Source organism: Streptomyces boninensis (genome assembly GCF_048572725.1).
Classification (GTDB): Bacteria; Actinomycetota; Actinomycetes; order Streptomycetales; family Streptomycetaceae; genus Streptomyces; species Streptomyces boninensis.
The window spans coordinates 3160122-3177770 of record NZ_CP183837.1; the positions used below are offsets into that span (position 1 = coordinate 3160122).

At 73.2% G+C, this 17649-nt stretch carries 15 protein-coding genes; 8 read left to right on the forward strand and 7 right to left on the reverse strand.

The genetic code is table 11. From position 1 onward, the window contains the following. Positions 1-12: 12 nt before the first annotated feature. The 4 genes from ACNNMR_RS14250 (at position 13) to ACNNMR_RS14265 (ending at position 6716) form a co-directional block, all read left to right on the forward strand. Entirely contained in the window at positions 13-3990 is a 3978-nt protein-coding gene (locus tag ACNNMR_RS14250; RefSeq protein ID WP_419994970.1) for a beta-N-acetylglucosaminidase domain-containing protein, read from the forward strand. An 88-nt stretch (positions 3991-4078) separates the two neighbouring features. Then, a complete protein-coding gene (locus ACNNMR_RS14255) occupies positions 4079-4618 on the forward strand; it encodes a PadR family transcriptional regulator (protein ID WP_419994971.1) in 540 nt (179 codons plus the stop codon). Continuing rightward, positions 4615-5349, forward strand: a complete 735-nt coding sequence (locus ACNNMR_RS14260) for an ABC transporter ATP-binding protein (protein ID WP_419994972.1) — start codon at positions 4615-4617, stop codon at positions 5347-5349. Before ACNNMR_RS14255 ends, ACNNMR_RS14260 begins: the two co-directional genes overlap by 4 nt. Continuing rightward, a complete protein-coding gene (locus ACNNMR_RS14265; RefSeq protein WP_419994973.1) occupies positions 5346-6716 on the forward strand; it encodes an FtsX-like permease family protein in 1371 nt (456 codons plus the stop codon). Before ACNNMR_RS14260 ends, ACNNMR_RS14265 begins: the two co-directional genes overlap by 4 nt. Before the next feature lie 93 nt (positions 6717-6809). Here the strand turns inward: ACNNMR_RS14265 and ACNNMR_RS14270 are convergent, their stop codons facing one another. Then, on the reverse strand, positions 6810-7346 hold the full coding sequence (locus ACNNMR_RS14270) for an HNH endonuclease (RefSeq protein ID WP_419994974.1): 537 nt from the start codon (positions 7344-7346) through the stop codon (positions 6810-6812). A 257-nt stretch (positions 7347-7603) separates the two neighbouring features. On the opposite strand from ACNNMR_RS14270, the gene ACNNMR_RS14275 reads away from it, so the two are divergent. The 4 genes from ACNNMR_RS14275 to ACNNMR_RS14290 all read left to right on the forward strand — a co-directional run bounded on the left by ACNNMR_RS14275 (position 7604) and on the right by ACNNMR_RS14290 (position 10776). Next, positions 7604-8653, forward strand: a complete 1050-nt coding sequence (locus ACNNMR_RS14275; RefSeq protein WP_419994975.1) for a mechanosensitive ion channel family protein — start codon at positions 7604-7606, stop codon at positions 8651-8653. An 88-nt stretch (positions 8654-8741) separates the two neighbouring features. Beyond that, positions 8742-9536, forward strand: coding sequence for an SDR family oxidoreductase (locus ACNNMR_RS14280; RefSeq protein ID WP_419994976.1), 795 nt, complete (start codon positions 8742-8744; stop codon positions 9534-9536). A gap of 11 nt (positions 9537-9547) precedes the next feature. After that, the gene (locus tag ACNNMR_RS14285) at positions 9548-9991 is read left to right on the forward strand and encodes a nitroreductase family deazaflavin-dependent oxidoreductase (protein WP_419994977.1); all 444 of its coding nucleotides are present in this window, start codon (positions 9548-9550) and stop codon (positions 9989-9991) included. Between the two features lie 89 nt (positions 9992-10080). Beyond that, a complete protein-coding gene (locus ACNNMR_RS14290) occupies positions 10081-10776 on the forward strand; it encodes a DinB family protein (RefSeq protein ID WP_419994978.1) in 696 nt (231 codons plus the stop codon). Positions 10777-10810: 34 nt separating this feature from the next. On the opposite strand, the gene ACNNMR_RS14295 is transcribed toward ACNNMR_RS14290, so the two are convergent. The 6 genes from ACNNMR_RS14295 to ACNNMR_RS14320 all read right to left on the reverse strand — a co-directional run bounded on the left by ACNNMR_RS14295 (position 10811) and on the right by ACNNMR_RS14320 (position 17628). Continuing rightward, positions 10811-11812, reverse strand: coding sequence for an N-acetylglucosamine kinase (locus ACNNMR_RS14295; protein ID WP_420000361.1), 1002 nt, complete (start codon positions 11810-11812; stop codon positions 10811-10813). Then, positions 11809-13071 carry a 6-phospho-beta-glucosidase gene (locus ACNNMR_RS14300; protein ID WP_419994979.1) on the reverse strand — a complete coding sequence of 421 codons (1263 nt, stop codon included), beginning with the start codon at positions 13069-13071 and terminating at the stop codon, positions 11809-11811. The genes ACNNMR_RS14295 and ACNNMR_RS14300 overlap by 4 nt, the downstream gene beginning before the upstream one ends. Then, positions 13068-13964 (reverse strand): carbohydrate ABC transporter permease, encoded by an 897-nt coding sequence (locus tag ACNNMR_RS14305; protein ID WP_419994980.1) that lies wholly within the window; start codon positions 13962-13964, stop codon positions 13068-13070. The genes ACNNMR_RS14300 and ACNNMR_RS14305 overlap by 4 nt, the downstream gene beginning before the upstream one ends. A 6-nt stretch (positions 13965-13970) precedes the next feature. Beyond that, positions 13971-14912 carry a carbohydrate ABC transporter permease gene (locus ACNNMR_RS14310; RefSeq protein ID WP_419994981.1) on the reverse strand — a complete coding sequence of 314 codons (942 nt, stop codon included), beginning with the start codon at positions 14910-14912 and terminating at the stop codon, positions 13971-13973. A gap of 2 nt (positions 14913-14914) precedes the next feature. Further along, entirely contained in the window at positions 14915-16246 is a 1332-nt protein-coding gene (locus tag ACNNMR_RS14315; protein ID WP_419994982.1) for an ABC transporter substrate-binding protein, read from the reverse strand. Between the two features lie 95 nt (positions 16247-16341). Then, complete coding sequence (locus ACNNMR_RS14320) at positions 16342-17628, reverse strand: ROK family transcriptional regulator (protein ID WP_419994983.1); 1287 nt, start codon at positions 17626-17628, stop codon at positions 16342-16344. Positions 17629-17649 lie beyond the last annotated feature (21 nt).

A 17649-nucleotide genomic window follows, 5' to 3' on the forward strand; every position in this document is an offset into this window, starting at 1 on the left:
GAGTTACGGCCGGTGCGCGGGAGCAGGCGCAGAGTAACGGCGGCGCGGGCGGCCGTCTGGTCCGCCGCCGCGTCGTTCAGTGTGGGAGTCGTCGGCGTCGGCATGCTCGGCTCCGCGCCGGCGGTGGCGGCGCCGGAAGGGCCGGGGGACGGCCCCGGGGCGGAGACCCCTGACGGGGAGTCCGCGGGCACGCCGCGGATCTGGCCGCGGCCGCAGGAGTTGCGCACTCGGCAGGGCGGCGTCGAGGTCCGCGGCCGGGTGGCCCTCGTGGCACCGCCGGAAGCGGACCGCTACGCGCTGGACGTCATCCGCGAGACACTGCGCGTGGCCGGTGCGCGGGAGGTGTACGACGTCGCGCCGGGGGCGCCGCTGACGGCGGCGGGCAACGGCGCGGACACCGGAGCGGACGCCGGAGACGCAGACCCGCGCATGCCGCGGGCGCACCCGCGACCGGGGCAGCTGCTGGCGGAGCACAACGTCCCGCGGACCGGCAACGGGACCGCCCGGGGCGGTTCAGGTGCGCACGGCGGGGCCGGTGTGGCCGACAACGCCCGCGGTGGGGCCGGTGCCGCAACCGGTAACTCCCGCGCCGGAAACGACGCCGCCGGCCCATCCCGCCCCTCCCTCGTCGTCTACGTCGACACCGCCGGCCGCGGCGGCCCCGGCGACGCAGGCCCGCAGGGCCAGCGGTCCGGCGCCGAGACCGCGCTGCGCGCGCTCGGGGCGGCGGCGCAGGGCGACCTGCCGGGCGGTGGCTACCGGCTGGCTGTGGGCAAGGTGGACGGGCAGGACACCGTCGCGCTTTCCGGGGTCGGCGGGGACGGGCTCTTCAACGCCGCCCAGACGCTGCGACAGTTGGCGGCTCAGGACGGCGGCGATGACGGCCGCGACGCGGGCCGTACGCTGCCCGCGCTCGCCGTCCGCGACTGGCCCGGCACCGGCGTGCGCGGCATGACCGAGGGCTTTTACGGGGAGCCGTGGACGCAGTCGCAGCGGCTCGCCCAGCTCGACTTCCTCGGGCGCACGAAGCAGAACCGGTACCTCTACGCCCCCGGCTACGACCCGTACCGCCAGGCCCGCTGGCGCGAACCGTACCCCGCCGACCGCCGCGCCGACTTCCGCCAGCTCGCCGAGCGCGCCCGCGCCAACCACGTCACCCTCGCGTGGGCGATCCAGCCGGGGCAGCAGTTCTGCTTCTCCGCCGAGCGCGACCGGCGCGATCTGCTGCGCAAGGTCGACGCGATGTGGGCGCTGGGGGTGCGGGCGTTCCAGCTGCAGCTGGCGGATGTGAGCTACAGCGAGTGGCATTGCGGCGCGGACCGGGAGGAGTTCGGCGAGGGGCCGAGGGCGGCGGCACAGGCGCAGGCCCGTACGGCGAACGCGCTCGCCCGGCACCTCGCCGACCGGCACCCGTCCGCGGCGCCGCTGTCGCTGCTGCCGACGGAGTTCTACCAGGAGGGCTCGACCGCGTACCGCAAGGCGCTCGCGGCGGCGCTGCACGACCGCGTCGAGGTGGTGTGGACGGGCGTCGGCGTGGTCCCGCGGACCATCACCGGCGGCGAACTCGCCGACGCCGAGCAGGCCTTCCGGCACCCGCTGCTCACGCAGGACAACTACCCCATCAACGACTACGCCGACGACCGCGTCTTCCTGGGCCCGTACCAGGGCCGCGACCCGGCGGTGGCGGCCCGCTCGGCGGCCGTGCTCAGCAACGCGATGACGCAGCCGCTAGCCTCCCGCATCCCGCTCTTCACGGCGGCGGACTACGCCTGGAACCCGCGCGATTACGACGCCCAGGCGTCGTGGAAGGCGGCGGTCGACGACCTGGCGGGCGGCTCGCGAAAGTCGCGGGACGCGCTGCGGACGCTCGCCGCGAACTCGGTCTCGTCCGTGCTGGGCGCCGAGGAGTCCGCGTATCTGCGGCCGCGGCTCGCGGAGTTGTGGCGGGCGTACGACGCGCGCGACGACAAGGCACTGGCGCGCGCGGCGAAGCGGCTGCGGCCGGAGTTCCGCGCGATGCGCACGGCGCGCGGCGACCTCGCGGCGGTCGCGGACGGCGCGCTGGCGCGCGAGGTGCACCCGTGGCTGGCGCAGCTGGCCCGGTACGGCGAGGCGGGCGAGCGCTCGGTCGACCTGCTGCTGGCGCAGGCCCGTGACGACGGCGCGGCTGCTTGGCGGGCGCGGGCGGATGTGGAGCGGGTACGGGCGGAGCTCGCCGGGGGGCGGGGGACGGTGGGGAAGGGCGTGCTGGAGCCGTTCGTGGCCAAGGCGGCGCGGGCTTCGGATGTGTGGATGGGGGTGGCGCGGGGCGCCAGTGATGGCGACAAGGGGCGGAGCGAGGACCGCGGCGGCGCACAGCGGCGGTCGGCGCCGGAGGACGGCAAGCCCGGCACGAGCGGCGCCCCTGGCAAGGTGACCGGCGGCCCCGACGCCCGCAAGGGCGCCCCGCGTTCGGCCGCGGCGGACGGCGACCTGGGCACGGCGTACGAGGCGGCCGAGGCGCCGGGATCGCGGGTGTCCGGTAAGGACGAGCGGCACGGGTCGGGCGGCACGGTGCCGCCCGGACGCGGCGCTGCACAGGGCAGCGCGGACCAGGGCGGCCCACACGGCGGGCGCGCGGCGGGCGCAGGCGGCTCGGCGGCCGGGGCGGATGCGCCCGGTCACGGGCAGCACGCCGGAGCCGAGAGGCCGTCGTCCTACGCCCCAGCGGCCAGTGCCTCGGCGCCCCACGATCCGGCAGCCGGCGCTGCGGAAGCCCTCCGTCGAGCAGCCGAGCACCCGAAGCCCGGCGCCGCGGCGGCGGGCACCCCCGGCGTCCGCTACGCGGCGGACGACGGCTCGTCCACTGCCGACGCCTCCGCGCCCTACTGGGCCGGCGGCCGCGCCGAAAGCTACGCCTCCTCCGGCGCGACGATCGCGGCTCATCGCGCGGCCGCCGACGGGCCCCCGGGTGGCGCGCCGACCGCCAGGGCCGTCCGTGCGCCGCGCCCCGACGACGAGGCCCACTCCGGCGCGCAGAGCCTCACCGTCCCCATCGCCGAGCAGGAACTCCGTGCCGTCACCGTCCTCACCGGGCCCGACTCCGGCACCCGCGCCGATGTCGAGGTGCACGAGCCGGGGCACGGCTGGCGGCGGGTCGGGAAGCTGGCCGAGAAGGGGTTCACCGAGCTGGACGCCAAGGGTGTGCGCGCCAACGCCGTGCGGCTCGTGTGGGGCGAGGGGGCGAAGGCGCCTGTCGTGTACGAGGTTGTGCCCTGGTCCGATGAGGTGCCCGAGGCGCGGCTCGGCATGCCGCGCGGTGAGGCCGACGTCGCCATCGGCGGCGGCCCCGTCACCGTCGAGGCCGAACTCACCGCGCAAACCCCGGGGGCGGCCCGCGCGAGGCTCTCCGCGCCAGCGCCCGACGGCGGCCTCGAGACCGAGCACCCCACCCGCGTCACCGCCCCGCGCGGCGGCACGGCCACGGCCCGTATCGAGGTGAGCGCGCCGAAGGGCACCAAGCCCGGCACGTACGAACTCCCCGTCCAGGTCTCCGACGGACACGGCGGCACGCAGCGCGGCAGCGTCACCGTACGGGCGTATCCGCCCGCCGGCGGCGAGGACTTGGCGCGCGGCCGTACCGCCACTTCCTCGGCCGACGAGACCCCCGACTTCCCCGCCACGGCGGCCGTGGACGGCAAGGCGGACACCCGCTGGTCGTCCCCGGCCAAGGACGGCGAGTGGCTGCAGGTCGAGCTCGACCGGCCCGCGCGGGTGGGCGAGGTCAGGCTGCGGTGGCAGGAGGCGTACGCGTCGGGCTACCGGGTGCAGGTGTCCACCGACGGGCGCCGGTGGCGGACGGCGGCGCGGGTGGCGGACGGCGGGGGCGGACAGGAATCCGTGCGCATGGACGAGCGCGACGTCCGCTACGTGCGTATCCAGGGCGAACAGCGCGCCACCCGCTTCGGCTACTCGCTGTGGGCGCTGGAGGTCTACGCAGTCCGGGACTGACGGGCCGGAACGCCAATCACCCCCCGCTGCCTGACTGATTCCGCTCCCACTATTCACGCAGTACATATACGTAGTGCATAGTGAACCCATGAGCACCGCACACGTCATGCTCGGCCTGCTCAGCACTGGGCCGAGCCACGGCTATGACCTCAAGAGGCGCCACGACGAGCGCTTCCCCGAGGCACGGCCGCTTGCGTACGGGCAGGTGTACACGACGCTGCAGCGGCTGGTCCGGGACGGGCTCGCCGAGGAGGACGGGACCGAGGCGGCCGGGGGGCCCGAGCGGACCCGGTACCGGATCACCGGGGAAGGCGGCGCCAAGCTCGCCGGCTGGCTCGGCGAAGTCGCGCCGCCCGCACCCTTCGTGAGCAACGAGATCTTCGCGAAGGTCGTCATCGCCATCCTGGTGGGCTCGGCCACGGGCCCGGCCGCGTACCTCGACGCCCAGCGCGCCGCCCACCTCGCCCGCATGCGCGAGCTGACCGCCGCCAAGACGGAGCAGGGCGCCCCGCTCGCCACCGTCCTGTCCGCCGATTACGCCATCAGCCACCTCGACGCAGACCTGCGCTGGATGGCCACCACGGCCCAGCGCCTCAGCACCCTGGAGAAGGAGGTACGCGCCTCATGACGCCGACGCAGCCACAGCCGCCCACGCCATCAGCCCCGGTGGTCACCGCCCGCGACCTGACCAAGTCCTACGGCCGCACCGAGGCCCTCCGCGGGACGGACGTCGAGCTCGCCGCCGGGGAGATCCTCGCGGTGACCGGCGCCAGCGGCAGCGGCAAGTCCACGCTGCTGCACTGCCTCGCCGGCATCGTCACCCCGGACTCGGGCGCCGTGTCGTACCGGGGCGAGCGCCTCGACCAGGCCGACGAGCAGCGCCGCACGGAGCTGCGGCGGACGGACTTCGGGGTGGTGTTCCAGTTCGGGCAGCTGGTGCCGGAGCTGACCGTACTCGACAACGTCTGCCTGCCGCTGCTGCTCGGCGGCCGGCGCCGCGCCGCGGCCGCCGCCACGGCCGAGGAGTGGCTGGAGCGGTTCGGCGTACGGGCCCAGGCGGGGCTGCGCCCCGGCCAGCTCAGCGGCGGGCAGGGGCAGCGCGTCGCGCTCGCGCGGGCCCTGGTGACCGGGCCGTCCGTCGTCTTCGCCGACGAGCCGACCGGCGCGCTCGACTCGCTCGCCGGCGAGCAGGCGATGGCCGCGCTGGTGCACGCCGCGAAGGACTCCGGCACGTCGATCCTGCTGGTCACACACGACGCCCGGGTCGCCGCGTACGCCGACCGCGAGGTGCTGCTCAGGGACGGGGCGGCCGTGCCGTCCCAGTTCGGGACGCCGCTGCGGCAAGTGGAGCAGTCGTGACGGCCGAGGCGCGCCTGGCCTGGGCGCTGCTGCGCGGGTCCGACCGGCAGGAGTGGCTGCGGGTGCTGCTGACGGTGGCGGGCAGCGCCGTCGCCACCGCCTTCGCGCTGGCCGCAGTGACGGTCGCGGCGATCCGCGGCGAGCACAACAACTACTCCAGCCCCCTCCTCGGCGAGTCCGGGCTGCGCCCCGGCGTCATCGCCGCGCTGCTGCTGCTCCTGTTCACCACGCTCGCCTTCCTCGGCCAGTGCGCCCGGATCGGCGCCGCGCACCGGGACCGGCGGCTGGCCGCGCTGCGGCTGACCGGCGGCACGCCGCGGCAGGTGCGGCGGATCGCGGCACTGGAGGCGGGGCTCGCGTGTCTGGCGGGGGCGCTGCTCGCGGTGGTCGTGCTGCTCGGCCTGTGGGCGTGGGCGGAGGCCGTACAGCAGGACGGGCAGGGCGGTTACGGACCGGACATCACCTGGCCGACCGACATCCCGCTGCCGCTGCTGCCGTGGCTCGGCGCCGCGCTCTGCATGCCGGTGCTCGCGGTGCTCGCGACGCTGTTCGCGCTGCGCCGGGTGGTCGCGGAGCCGCTCGCCATCAGCCGGCGGACAGTGCGGCGGACGCCCCTGAAGCTGGCGCTGCTCTTCGGGCTGCCGCCGGCGGTGATCGTCACCGGCTTCGGGGCGCTGCAGGTCATGGCCGGGCAGAAGGCCGACGGGTGGATCTATCCCTTCTTCGCCGCCTTCACCGGCCTCGTCGCCGCAGGGATCGTCCTCGGCACCGGCGCCATCGCCGTCCTCCTCGCCCGCGCCTTCGCCGGCACCGGCCGCCCCGCGCTGCTGATCGCCGCGCACCGGCTGCGCCTCGACCCGTGGGCCGGCGCCCGTACGCACGGCACGCTGCTCTTCGCCACCGTGCTGGCCACGGCCTTCGCGGTGCTGTGGCAGGACGTGCTGGCCACGGTCGACCACGACTACCAGCCGACGGACGCGTCCTTCTACCGCGGCGGCTACGCCCTCGCCGCTCTCGCCTTCGCCATCGGCCTCGCCGTCACCGTCGCCGGCCTCGCCGTCGGCAGCGCCGAGTCGCTGGTCACCCGGCGGCGGGCGCTGGCCGCGCAGTACGCCGCCGGGGTGCCGCGGGCGGTGCTGCGGCGGGCGGTGCTGCTCGAGGTGCTGCTGCCGGTGGTGCCCGCCGTGGTGGTGGCGTCGGCGGCCGGACTGGCGATCGGGCTCCTCCTGGTCGGAGGGCAGGGCCTGCCGCTGCTGTTCCCTGCGGCGGCGCTGCTGATCGTGCTCGCGGCGGTGGTGCTTGCGACGGCCTCGACCCTGCCGCTGCTGCACCGCACGCTGCAGCCGGCGGAGCTGCGCTTCGAGTGAGCGCGGCCCGCTTCAGCCGTACGGGCCGACCCACCGCGGGAGGGTGGGCCGGCCCGTACGGCTGAGAAAGCCCGGGAACGCAAAGACCCGGATCTAGGCAGAGATGCCGTCGATCCGGGCCAAGGCCTCGTCCGCGCCGAATGGCTGCAAGTAAGGCAGCCAGCGCGGGTCCCTATGCCCCGTACCGATGATCCTCCAGGCCAGCCCGGACGGCGGCGCCGGCTGATGGCGGAGCCGCCAGCCGATCTCCGCGATGTGCCGGTCGGCCTTCACATGGTTGCAGCGGCGGCAGGCCGCGACCACGTTCTCCCACTTGTGCTGGCCGCCGCGGCTGCGCGGAATGACGTGGTCGACGCTGGTGGCGACGCCCCCGCAGTACGCGCACCGGCCGCCGTCGCGGGCGAAGAGGGCACGTCTCGTGAGCGGCACGGGCCCCCGGTAGGGGACCCGCACAAAGCGTTTGAGTCTGACGACGCTGGGCGCCGCTATGACCCTTGTCTCGCTGTGCAGGTAGGCGCCTGAGTCCTCGAGGGTGACGGCCTTGCCGTTCAGTACCAGGACGAGCGCGCGGCGGAGCGGTACGACGCCGAGCGGCTCGTACGACGCGTTGAGGACCAGGACATGCGGCACGGGTGCCTCCCTTTACGCCGGCGGCGCGTGGCTCGCGCCGGGACGATGTGGTCACAGTGTGTCCCGGCACCCGCTGATCGCGCCACCACGGCCAGGTAAACGGAGCAGCCGACGTGACGCAGCTCGCACCCATGTGACCCCCACCAGACGCATGATCCCCCGATAGTCGGACGGTTACGCCTCGCGGCTTGGCTACTGTGGGGGGATGCCCGGGGCCCGTTCGGCCCGGGTTTCGCCGTATGGAAGGTTCCGGTCCCGTGTTCTTGTCAGCCAGCGAGCCCAAAGACCCGGCCAGAAAGCTCGACGAAGCCGCCGAGAAGGCGAGTGGCGCCGCCGACTGGTTCGGGGAGAACTGGGAGACCTGGCTCAATTCGGGCCTGAAGATCCTCCTCATCCTCGTCATCGCCGCGGTGCTGCGCACGGTCGTACGGCGCCTGCTCACCCGGCTCATACAGCGCATGAACCGCACCGCCGAGGCGATGGACGACACCGCGCTCGGCGGCCTGCTGGTCAACAACGAGAGACGCAGACAGCGCTCCGAGGCCATCGGCTCGGTGCTGCGCAGCGTCACCACCTTCCTGATCATGGGCACCGCGGCGCTGATGGTGCTGGACGCCTTCGGCATCAGCCTGGCGCCGCTGCTGGCCTCGGCGGGTGTCGCCGGTGTCGCGCTCGGCTTCGGCGCGCGCAACCTGGTCACGGACTTCCTCTCCGGCGTCTTCATGATCCTGGAGGACCAGTACGGCGTCGGCGACGAGATCGACGCCGGCGTCGCCACCGGCACGGTCGTCGAGGTCGGCCTGCGGGTGACGAAGCTGCGCGGCCCGAACGGCGCCATCTGGTACATCCGCAACGGCGAGGTCAAGCGCATCGGCAACCTCAGCCAGGGCTGGTCGACGGCGGAGATCTCCGTACGCCTCGGATACGACGAGGACCTCGACCGGGCGCAGGAGATCATCGAGGCGGTCGGCCAGGAGCTGGCCAAGGAGGCCCCCTGGGACGAGCAGCTGTGGGGCCCGGTCGAGGTGCTCGGCCTGGACGAGGTGCTGCTCGACTCGATGGTGCTGCAGGTGTCGGCGAAGACCATGTCCGGCAAGGCGCTGGGCATCGAGCGCGAGCTGCGCCGCCGTATCAAGAAGGCCCTGGACGCGGCCGGCATCCGGATCCTCGGCGGGGCGTACGAGCCCCTCGCCGCCGACGCGGAGGACCCCACCGCGGGCATGGCGGCCCCGTCGGCGCTGGCGAACCCGGCGTCCCCGCAGGGCGTCGCGGCCTCGCCGCTGGCACCGCCGGCGCCGCGCAAGTAGGCGGCCTGGAGGAATCCCGAAGGGGATCTGAAGCGCGCTCCCGCAGGCTCCTGGTCAAGCAAGCACCACCGACCAGGGAGCAAGCGCAATGAGCGGGAAGTCCGCAGGCAACTTCGCAGGCAACTTCGCAGGCAAGACGGCCGTCGTCACCGGCGGCACGCACGGCATGGGCCTGGCCATCGTCCGGGCGCTCCTCGACGGGGGCGCCGAGGTCGTGCTCACCGGTCGCAACGAGCAGACCATCGAGGCGGCGCGCGCCGAGCTGAAGGGCGCGGCGGCGCATGTCGTACGGTCCGATGCCGCCGTCGCGGGCGACATCGCGGCGCTGGCGGACGTCGCCCGGGAGCGGCTCGGCCGCGTCGACCACCTCTTCGTCAACCACGGCTTCGCCGAGCTGGGCACGCTGCGGGAGGTCACCGAGGCGCACTGGGACCGGCACTTCGCGGTCAACACCAAGGGCGCCTTCTTCACCGTCCAGGCGCTGGAGCCGCTCATCTCGGACGGCGGCTCCATCGTCTTCACCACCGTCGCCAACGACGCCCCGTTCGCGGGCCTGAGCGCCTACTCCGGCTCCAAGGAGGCCGTCCGCGCCTTCGCCCACGTACTCGCGGCCGAGCTGCTGCCGCGCCGTATCCGGGTGAACGCGGTCGCCCCCGGCTTCATCAAGACGCCCACGATGGGCGTCCCCGGGCTGACGGACGAGCAGCGCCGCGACTTCGAGCGCGAAGGCGACGCGATCACGCCGCTGGGCCGCCACGGCACGGCCGAGGAGGTCGCGGCGGCCGCCCTCTTCCTGGCGGCGGAGGCGACCTTCACCACGAACGTCGAGCTCGCCGTGGACGGCGGACTCGCCCAGGGCCTGCCGGCCCCGACGGCGTCGTGAGGGGGCAGGCCATGTCCACGGATGCCAGGCCCACCGACAGCCCCGACCCTTCCGTGGCGGAGCACGTACGCCGCTATCTGGCCACCGACGGCGCCAGCGGCCACCTTGAGGGAGGCGTCACCAACCTCGTCCTCACCCACCGCGGCAGAGCCACCGGAAAGCTCCGCCGCACCGGGCTCTTCTACGGCGAGGACGACGGCCGCTATGTCCTGGTCGCCTCCGGCTCGGCGATCACGCACACCCATCCGCAGTGGTATCTGAACCTGACGGCCGACCCCGAGGTCCAGGTCCAGATCCGCGCGGACCGCTTCACCGCCAGGGCCCGCACCGCCGAGGGCGAGGAGCGGGAGCGGCTGTGGGGGCTGATGACGGAGCTGGCGCCGGTATACCGGACTTACGCGGAGCGGAGCGCGCGCGTCATCCCGGTGGTCGTGCTGGAACGCGTGGCGTCTTAGGGCCGCGGCGCCCGGCAGCCGGTGCCAGGCACCCGGCGCCCGGAATTCCGGTCGCCGGGTGCCGCGCCCGGCCGTTACGCTCCGGGCCCATGCGAATGGACCGGCTGACGCTGCTGCTCGAACAGTTCGACAAGGCCCGCGAGACGGCCGGGGTCCGGCTGGCCGGGCTCGGCGACGAGGAGTACCTCTGGGAGCCCGCCCCCGACTGCTGGTCGCTGCGGCGCCGGGCGGAGGCGGCGACGCCGCGGGCGTTCGGGCCCGGTGAGTGGGTGATGGACCTGGGGGCGGCGGACATTCCGGCGAGCGAGTACGGCACGGTGGCCGAGGAGGCCGCCGAGGGGCAGAGCATCGCGCAGATCGCCGACAACTGGAGCGTCACCACGGAGCGGGTCGAGGAGGTCCTCGCCTTCACCGGGGTGCCGGAGCCCGACGAGACCCACGTGACGACCATCGCGTGGCGGCTGGCGCACCTGCACTACCAGTTCGCCGGCGCCTGGGAGTGGACCTTCGGCGAGCGCAAACAGGACCCGAAGCTGATGGTGGACTTCAGCCCGTCGGCCGCGGTGACGCTGGAGCGCTTCTGGCCGGTGATCGACCGCTGGCGGGAGAGCGTCGGCCAGGTCACCGAGGAACAGCTGGATACGGTCGGCTTCTCGCAGTATCCGTACAGCTCGGATCCGTGGACCGGGTACGCCTCGTCGGTGGCAGGGTCGAATATCGAGTTCATCCACCACATGGCCGAGATCGCGCTCCTGCGCGACCTGTGGCGGGCGCGGGCGGCATAACGCGGGCGGCATAACCAACCGACCGCACCCCTCCTCACCCGTAATACGCCCGCAAGCGCGCCTGCACCGCCGCGGGAGCGGCCACCGCATCCAGCCCCAGCAGCGCGGCCCCCAGCACCGGCGGCGCCGTGACCACCCGCGCCGCCGCCTTCGGCGCCCGCGCCGCGAGCCGCTCGGTGATGCCCGCGTGCAGCTGCGGATGGCGCGCGGCCAGCACACTGCCGCCGAGCACCACCGGGGTGGGCCCGTCCAGCAGGTCCAGGCGCGTCAGCGCCACCAGCGCCATCGCCACCACCTCGTCCGCGAGCCGTTCGACGACGCCGCGGGCGATCGGGTCCCCGTCCGCCGCCACCGCGAACAGCACCGGCGACAGCTCCTGCACCCGCCGCTTCGGGATCCGGCCCAGGTGCAGCGCCTCGATCAACTCCAGGGACGTACGCAGCCCGAAGTGGCGCGGCACCGCCTCCGCGAGCGCCGTCGGCTCCCCCCGCCCGTCCTCCGCCCGCGCCGCGTACCAGAGCGCCTCCGCCGCCACGCCGCCCCCGCCGCCCCAGTCGCCGGAGATCTGCCCCAGGGCGGGAAAGCGGTGGGTACGGCCGTCCGGGAGCAGACCGACGCAGTTGATGCCGGAGCCGCACACCACCGCGACCCCGCGCGGCTCGTCCACGCCGGCGCGGAGGAGGGCGAAGGTGTCGTTGCGTACGGCCACTGAGCCACCCCAGCCGCGGTCGGCGAGCGCCGTCCGCAACTCGGCGACTTCGACGGCCAGATCGGCGTTGGCGAGGCAGGCCGAGACGTGCCGGGCGAGGGCGGCTTCCCCGGCCTTCGCTTCCCCGGCCCCCGCGTTGGCCGCCGCCTCCCGCACCGTCGCCGCGAGGGAGTCCACCGCCGCCGCCACCCCCGTCCGCGGCGGCTGGAAGCCACCGCCCCGCGCCTCCCCCAGCACCGTGCCGTCGGCGGCGACGAGCGCCACGTCCGTCTTGCTGTTGCCCGCGTCGATAGCCAGCACGGCGGCGGGCGGCCGCGCTTCGGTCACGCCCACGCGAGGTGCTCCCTGTTGTGCGCGAGCAGCGCGTCGGTGAGCGCCTCGGCCAGCGCGTACTGGCCGACCAGCGGGTGCGCGAGCAGCGCGGCGAAGACGCGGTCACGACCGCCGCGTATCGCCGCGTCCAGCGCCAGGTTCTCGTACGCCGTGACATGCGCGATCAGCCCGGTCAGCAGCGGATCGAGCGGCGGTACGGGCAGCGGCGCGGCACCCGCGCCCGTCACCCGCGCCATCGTCTCGATGACAGCGTCGTCGGGGAGGAAGGGAAGGGTGCCGTTGTTGTACGTATTCACGGACTGCACCTCGCCGGGACCGCCGCCCTCCCCCAGCAGCGACGCCGCCAGCGCGACCGCCGCCTCCGAGTAGAAGGCCCCGCCCCGCTTCGACAGCAGCTCAGGCTTCGTATCCAGGGACGAGTCCCCGTACATCGCCAGCAACTGCTTCTCGATAGCCGCCACCTCCGCCGCCCGCGACGGCTTGGCGCGCTGCTCGGCCACCACCTCGTCGTGGCGGTAGTAGTAGCCGAGGTAGTACGAGGGGATGGCGCCGAGCCGGCCGATGATGCCGGGCGGCAGGTGCAGCCCTTCCTCGATCTCCGGACCGTGCCCGTCAAGCAGCCGCGGCAGCGCCTCCTCGCCGCGCAGCTGCACGCCCAGCTCCCAGGTGAGGTGATTGAGCCCGACGTGCCGCAGCTCCACCTCCTCCGGGCGCGCGTCCAGCATCGCCGCGAACTTCCGCTGCAGATGGATCGCCACATTGCACAGCCCCACCGCCCGATGCCCGGCCTGCAGCAGCGCACGCGTGACGATGCCGACCGGGTTGGTGAAGTCGATCAGCCAGGCGCGCGGCGCCGCGGCCCGTACCCGCTCGGCGATGTCCAGCACCACCGGCACCGTACGCAGCGCCTTCGCCAACCCGCCCGCACCGGTCGTCTCCTGCCCGATGCAGCCGCACGCCAGTGGCCAGGTCTCGTCCTGATCGCGGGCCGCCTGCCCGCCGACGCGCAGCTGCAGAAGCACCGCGTCGGCGTCCGCCACACCCGCGTCCAGGTCGCCGGTCGTGGTGATCCGCCCGGGATGCCCCTGCCTGGCGAACATCCGCCGCGCCAACCCGCCCACCAGCTCCAGCCGCTCCGCCGCCGGGTCGATGAGGACGAGCTCCTCGATCGGCAGCGTCCCGCGCAGCCGCGCGAAGCCGTCGATGAGCTCCGGCGTGTAGGTGGAACCGCCGCCGACCACTGCGAGCTTCATCCCTTGACTCCCGTCAGCGTGATGCCTTCGACGAAGGCTTTCTGGGCGAAGAAGAACACCGCGATGACCGGCGCCATGACCAGGAGGGTGGCGGCCATCGTGAGGTTCCAGTTGGTGTGGTGCGCGCCTTTGAAGGACTCCAGGCCGTACGAGAGGGTCCAGGCGGCCGGGTTCTCGGAGGCGTAGATCTGCGGGCCGAAGTAGTCGTTCCAGCAGTAGAAGAACTGGAAGAGCGCGACGGCCGCGATGCCCGGCTTTGCCATCGGGGCGACGATGCGGATCAGCGTGCGCAGCTCGCCGCAGCCGTCGACGCGGGCGGCGTCGAGGTATTCGTCGGGGATCGTCAGCAGGAACTGCCGTAGCAGGAAGATGGTGAAGGCGTCCCCGAAGCCGAGCGGGATGATCAGCGGCCAGAGGGTGCCGGAGAGTTGCAGCTGCTTCGCCCAGAACAGGTACATCGGGATGACGATCACCTGGGGCGGCAGCATCATCATGGCGATGACCAGCATCAGGACCGTATTGCGGCCGCGGAAGCGGAACTTGGCGAGCGCGTAGGCGACCGGCAGCGACGACAGTACGGAGAGCAGGGTGCCGAGGCCGGCGTACAGCAGCGTGTTGCGCCACCAGGTGAGGAAGCCCGGGGAGTCCCAGACCTCGGCGAAGTTGCCCCATTGCCAGGTGTTCGGCCACAGGTCGCGGGTGAGGGCCTGCTGGTCGGACATGACGGCGGTGAGGAGCAGGAAGACGAAGGGGAGAGCGAAGAAGAGGGCGGCGGCGATGGCGAGGGCGTGCACGGCGATCCAGTTGAGGAGCGCCTTGCGGCGGGCGCTGCGGGGCGGGCGCGTCCGGGGCGCGGGGGCGGCCTGCGGGCGGGCGGTGATGGTGTCGGTCATGCGGGGTCAGTCCTCCGCCCGGATCAGGCCGCCGCGGCGGCGCATCAGCAGTGCGGTGACGGCCATCGCGAGGGCGAACAGCACCAGCGCCACCACGCAGGCGGAGCCGGTGTCGAAGCGCTGGAAGCCGAGGTTGTAGACGAGTTGGGGGAGGGTGAGGGTGGACTGCTCCGGGTAGCCGGGCTCGAATTGCTGGCCGGAGTTGCCGATGACGCCGCTGGCGACTTTTCCGGCGACGAAGGGCTGCGTGTAGTACTGCATCGCCTGGATCACTCCGGTGACGACGGCGAACATGACGATCGGCGTAATGTTCGGCAGCGTTACGTACCGGAACCGCTGCCACGCGCCCGCCCCATCCAGCTCGGCCGCCTCGTACTGCTCACGCGGCACATCGAGCAGCGCCGCCATGAAGATGACCATGAGGTCGCCGATGCCCCAGAGGGCGAGCAGGGTGAGGGCGGGCTTGGACCAGGACGGGTCGTTGAACCAGCCCGGCTGCGGCAGGCCCAGGTCGCCGAGAAGGTTGTTGACCGGCCCCGTACCCGGGTTGAGCAGGAAGGCGAAGGCCATCGTGGCGGCCACCGGCGGGGCCAGGTACGGCAGATAGAAGAGGGTGCGGAAGACATTGCCCGCCAGCTTGACCTTGGTGATCAGCAGGCCGATGCCGAGGCCGAAGACGACGCGGGTGGTGACCATGACGAGGACCAGCCAGAGCGTGTTGCGCAGCGCCGGCCAGAAGAGCGGGTAGTCGGCGAAGACATAGCGCCAGTTGGTGACGCCGTTCCAGGTCGGGTCGGTGAAGCCGTCGTACTTCATGAAGGAGAAATAGACGGTCGAGATCAGCGGATACGCGAAGAAGACGCCGAAGCCGATCAGCCACGGGGAGAGGAACGCCGCGGTCCGCAGCGCGGACCGGCGGCGTTTGGCGCGCAGGGCGAGCGTGCTCATGGCTACTTGGCCTGCTCGATCGCGGCGTCGATCTCCTTGTCGGTCTTGACGAGGCCGGCCTTGAGGGCGGGGGCCTTGCCCGCCTCGTAGCGGTAGCCGAAGTTCTGCAGCGAGACCTGGAAGGCGCCGCCGTTGGCGGTGGTGGGGGCGGTGACGCTGTCCGGATTCTCGGCGATCTTCACGAAGGTGCGGAAGTCCGGGTCGTCGTCGAGGTCCGGGGACTTCAGGGCGGCCATGGTGGAGGGCACGTTGTGGATGGCGTTGGCGAAGTCGACGACCGCCTTGGTGTCGGTGGTCATGAACTTCAGCAGCTCCCAGGCGGCGTTCTTCCTGGGGCTGGTGTTGGCGATGCCGACGATGGTGCCGGCGAGATAGCCGCGGCCGTACTTGTCCGCCTGATCGTCGGGTACGGGCATGGGCGCGACGCCGATCTTCAGCTCGGGGTTCGCCTCGCGGGCCATGCCGAGCCGCCATTCGCCGTCGATCGCCATGGCGACCTGGCCGGTGTGGAAGGGATTCTTGGCGGCGAACTCGTCGCCGAAGGTGCTGCGGTACTTCTCCAGCTTCTGGTAGCCGCCGAGCGACTTGACCATGTCCTGCTGCCAGTCGAACATCGCGGCGATCCCCGGGTCCTTGGCGAGGTTCGACTTGCCGTCGGCGTCGAAGTACCGCGGGTCCCACTGGGCGCCGAGGTGGATCGGGGTGGACTCGTAGCCGTGGAAGTTCGGCATGAAGCCGAGCTGGGAGTACGTGTCGCCCTTGGACTTGGTGAGCTTGACGGCGGCCTTCTTGAACTCGCTCATGGTCTTGGGCGGGGCCTTGATCCCGGCCTTCTTGAAGGCGTCCTTGTCGTAATAGAGCCCGTACGCGTCGCCGAGCAGCGGCAGCGTGCAGCGCTTGCCCTCGAATTGCGTGTACTCCTGCATCGGCTTCGGGAAGGTCGTCGCCGGGTCGATCTTCGACTTGGCGAGGAAGGGCTTGAGGTCGGCGAAGGCGTTCGAGGCGCAGAACTTGCCGACGTTGTCGGTGGTGAAGGAGGAGACCACGTCCGGGGCCTTGGGGCCGCCGGCCCGTAGCGCCTGATTGATCTTGTCGTCGGTGATGTTGCCGACGGCCTTCACGTGGATGTTGGGGTGGGCTTTCTCGAAGCGGGCGATGTTGTCGTTGATCGCCTTCACCTCGTTCTTGGCGGTCCAGCCGTGCCAGAAGGTGATGGTGACCTCTTTGTTCGGGTCGTCCTTGGCGTCGGTGCCGCTGCTGCCCGTACAGGCGGAGGCGAGCAGGGCGGTGGCTGCGGCCAGGGTGAGGAGGGTGACGGGCCGGGTGGTGCGCATGCTGTGCCTCCAGAGCGGTGGAACGGAGGGGCAGGTGCGGTGTGGTACGGGCCGTGCTGTGCCGTGGTGCTGTGCTGTGCCGTGCTGCTGTGCGGTTACAGAGCTGAGGTGTCGAAGACCTCGTCGCGGGTGGCGGCGAGGGCGGTCTCCAGGGCGCCGGTGAGGACCGGGTGCTCGGTGATGGTGCCGACGGCGATGTGCGGGTGCGGGGCGGCGAGTTCGTTGAGCTCGGCGCGGATCAGGGTGCGGAGAGGTTCGCCGCCCGCCACCAGCAGGCTGCCGGAGAGCACGATCAGCTCCGGGTCGAGGACGGCGGTGATCGAGGCGAGGCCCGTGGCGAGGCGGGTGGCGAAGGCCTGCAGGAATGCCGCGTACGGGCCGGTGTTGCGGACGGCCGCGTTGGCGACGAGGATCGCGGCGGCCTCGGCGTAGGCGGGGCGGGCGCCGCGGAGTACGGGGGCGGGCAGGCCGTGCTCGCGGGCGAGGGGGACGACGGCCTGGGCGCCGGCGACCTCCTGGAAGCCGCCGGAGTTGGCGCGGGCGACATTGCGCATGAGCGGGTGGCCCGGGACGGGGAGGAAGGCGACCTCGCCGGCGCCGCCTGTGAAGCCGCGGTGGAGGCGGCCGCCGAGGACCAGGGCGGCGCCGATGCCTTCTTGATTCCAGAGCAGGACGAAGTCGCCGTGGTCGCGGGCGGCGCCACGGCGCTGCTCGGCGACAGCGGCGAGGTTGACGTCGTTGTCGTGCTCGACGGGCATGGGGAGGGCGGCGGCCAGCTCTTCGAGGAGGGTGGGGGCGTGCCAGCCGAGGAGGTGCGGCGCGTAACGGAGGCGGCCGGTGGCGGGGTCGAAGGCGCCCGGGGTGCCGAGGACGGCGCGGTGGAGGTCGGCGCGGGTGAGGCCGGCGGCTTTGGCGGCGCCGTCGATGGCTTGGGTGACGAGGTGGACGGCGTTGCCGTCGGGGGCGTTGGCGGTGTCGGTCCCGGTGCGGGTGGCGGCGCGGGACTTCGGGGCGGGGACGGTGAGCTCGTGGGTGCCGACGGTGCGGCCGGTGAGGTCGGCGACGGCGGCGTGCACGCGGGCGGCGGTGACGTCGAGGCCGACGACGTGGGCAGCGGCCGGATTGACGCCGTAGAGCTGGGCGTTGGGGCCGGGGCGGCCGCCGGTGCTGGTGCCGGTGGCGCGGACGAGGCCGGCGGCCTCGAGGCGGGCGAGGAGTTGGGAGGCGGTGGGTTTGGAGAGGCCGGTGAGGTGGCCGAGGCGGGTGCGGGTGAGGGGGCCGTGCTCGATGAGGAGGTCGAGGGCGGCGCGGTCGTTCATGGCGCGGAGGAGGCGGGGGGTGCCGGCGGAGGAGGTGGAGCCGGCCTTGCTGTGGTCGGTCATGGCGCTGCCCGCCTTCGCCTC